We start from the raw sequence: 2,878 nt of genomic DNA, 5'->3' as shown, positions 1-2,878 counted from the left end.
TCACGCGCGTATGAAGGCGAGCAGGTCGGCATTGATCGCGTCTGCATTCACCGTGCACATGCCGTGGGGAAAGCCCGGATAGATCTTGAGTGAGCTGTTCTTGAGCAGCTTGGCCTGCACCAGTGCTGCGTCCTTGTAGGGCACGACCTGGTCATCATCGCCCTGCAGGACGAGCGTCGGCACCGTGATCGCCTTCAGATCTTCGGTCTGATCGGTCTCAGAGAAGGCCTTGATGCCTTCATAGTGGGCCTTGGCGCTGCCCATCATGCCCTGGCGCCACCAGTTGCGAATCACTCCCTCGCGCGCCTCGCTTCCAGGCCGGTTATAGCCATAGAACGGCCCGGCTGGCACATCCTGGTAGAACTGCGCGCGATTTGTCGCCACCTGAAACTGAAAATCGTCGAACACCGATTTCGGCAGGCCGCCTGGATTGTTTTCTGTGCGGACCATCAGCGGCGGCACCGCGGCGATCAGCACCGCCTTGGCGACACGTTCCTCGCCATGCCGGGCGATGTAGCGCACCACTTCGCCGCCGCCGGTCGAGTGGCCGATGTGCACCGCCTTGCCGATGCCGGCGTGCCGCACCACGGCGGCGACATCGTCGGCGTAGTGGTCCATGTCGTGGCCATCCCAGACCTGGCTCGAACGCCCATGGCCACGGCGGTCATGGGCAATCACGCGAAAGCCTTGCTGCAGGAAGAACAGCAGCTGGGCATCCCAGTCGTCCGCGCTCAGGGGCCAGCCATGGTGGAAGAAAAGGACCTGGGCGTCACGCGGGCCCCAGTCCTTGTAGAAGATATCGACACTGTCTTGGGTAGTGACATAAGCCATGCTCGCTGCTCCTCTGTGATATGGGTGCTGTGCACAGGCTCCTTGGGGGCGAACTGCTGCGCCAGAGGTCGGCTTCCCTGCGATGAGCTATTGAGAATAGGTCGTGACACGGGATCAGCCAAGGATGCCATCGGCAGGGGCTGGCGGCAGGGTGGTGAGCCCCGGAATCTTGTCCTAGGCTTTACTGACCTGAACAAGCGGCCTCGAGAGTGCCTGGGCAGCAGCGCTGCCTGGCATGATGTCGCGCGTGAACCACCAAGAGGTCAGCCATGCGCCTGTCGACGTTCATTCTGGACAATCTCGAAGCGATCCTGCGCACGTGGGAATCCTTCGCAAGGAGCGTCAGCAGCCCGCCGCCCCTGCTGGATCCAAAGGGACTCAGGAACCACGCCGAACAGATCCTCACCACCATCGCTCACGACATGCGCACTCCCCAGTCGGCGCAGCAGCAGATCGACAAGTCCCACGGCCTGGGCCCGCAGAGCATGGCTGAGACAGCCGCGCAGACCCATGCGCTGCTGCGCCTCATGGATGGGTTCAGCATGGACCAGATGGTCGCCGAATACCGGGCCCTGCGCTCCAGCGTGCTGCGGCTGTGGATGTCCCAGGACCTTGAGCACGACGAGCACCGGGTCGACGACATGATCCGTTTCAACGAAGCCATCGACCAGGCGCTGGTCGAGTCGATCCAGTCCTATGGGCGTGCGGTGGAAACCACGCGCAAGACGGTGCTTGGCGTGCTCGGCCACGACCTTCGCTCCCCCTTGGGCGCGGTGATGATGGGCGCCGACCTGCTGCGCAGGACGCCGGTGCTTGGCGAGCGCGAGCGGGACATCGCGGTGCAGATCTCGACCAGCGTGCGGCGGGCCAACCAGATGGTCAACGACCTGCTTGACCTGGCACGCTGCAACCTGGGCAGCGGTATTCCGGTCAATCGTCAGGCGACGGAGCTCAACGCTATCTGCCGCTCGGTGGTGGACGAACTGAGGGCCGGGCACCCCATGGCGCAGATCGTGTTCAACGACACCCAGCCGGTGGCGGGACGCTTCGACCCGCTGCGCATGGCCCAGGTATTTTCCAACCTGATCGGCAACGCCGTGCGCCATGGCGACCTGCACCGGCCGATCCATGTGAGCCTGAGAGGGAGCGAGGGGCTTGCGTGCTTTGACGTCCGCAATTTCGGCCACCCGATACCCGCCAGCGCCATCCCGCTGCTGTTCGATCCGCAGGGGCGCTTTTCACGCTATTCGGATAACCGGGCAGGCGGCGTGGGCGGGCTGGGGCTGGGGTTGTTCATTGCCGCCGAGATCGTCTCCGGGCACGGCGGCAAGATCGCGGTGGAGTCGACGCAGGAGCACGGCACGCGATTCCAGGTGACCCTGCCGGCAGCCTGAGCCGGCACGGATTCATTTGCTCGCGGTCGCGATATAGCCCCTAACCGGCGCCGGTGGCTGCACCGGCTTGGCGTTGCGTGCCAGGCGATACTGGTACCGCTGCCATTCCTGGGCGATTTCGCTGTAGGGCATGAACACACTCAAGCGTGAGCTGCCAGCCAGGTCCGGGCGCTTGAGCTTGGCGACATCGCTGTTGGAAATGTAGGCGATGGTAATGCCGACCACCTTGCCATCCTCGGCGAACACCGGTCCGCCCGACATGCCCTTCACCGTCGGGCCATCATGCACCGAATAGAACACACCGCCCTTGGTCCCTTCGAGCCGCACCAGGCCGGGCAGGGTATGGCCCTCGCCCTTGACCGGCATCATGAAACTGTTGAAGCCCACGGCCGTGACCGCCTCGCCCGTAGCCGACTGGCGCCAGAGTGGCACATGGCTGGCCTTGTGCCTGAAGAACACCACGTCGCCCACGCCTTCGTGCACCACGCCCGACAGAAACGGGGTGTGCTTGGCGGTGACGGCGTAATCCTCGTTCCACTGGATGGCGGTAGCCATCAGCAGCATCGGCAGCGGCGCGCCTGAGGTGACTACGAAGGCCTGGTCATAAACCGGGTCGGAAACAAAATTGGTCGGCATTCCATTGCACCCACTGA

The 2,878-nt window shown here is 63.9% G+C and carries 3 protein-coding genes; 1 reads left to right on the top strand and 2 read right to left on the bottom strand.

The genetic code is table 11. The features are described from left to right. Entirely contained in the window at positions 1-915 is a 915-nt protein-coding gene (locus VJS90_RS00400) for an alpha/beta hydrolase (RefSeq protein ID WP_324118022.1), read from the bottom strand. A gap of 185 nt (positions 916-1,100) precedes the next feature. On the opposite strand from VJS90_RS00400, the gene VJS90_RS00395 reads away from it, so the two are divergent. After that, positions 1,101-2,225 (top strand): HAMP domain-containing sensor histidine kinase, encoded by a 1,125-nt coding sequence (locus VJS90_RS00395; protein ID WP_324118021.1) that lies wholly within the window; start codon positions 1,101-1,103, stop codon positions 2,223-2,225. A gap of 12 nt (positions 2,226-2,237) precedes the next feature. Here the strand turns inward: VJS90_RS00395 and VJS90_RS00390 are convergent. Then, a partial coding sequence (locus VJS90_RS00390) for a trypsin-like peptidase domain-containing protein (protein WP_324118019.1) occupies positions 2,238-2,878 on the bottom strand: 641 nt, incomplete at its 5' end.

It is taken from the genome of Pseudomonas sp., assembly GCF_035277045.1.
Taxonomy (GTDB): Bacteria; Pseudomonadota; Gammaproteobacteria; order Pseudomonadales; family Pseudomonadaceae; genus Aquipseudomonas.
This window is presented reverse-complemented; position numbering and strand designations above follow the sequence as displayed.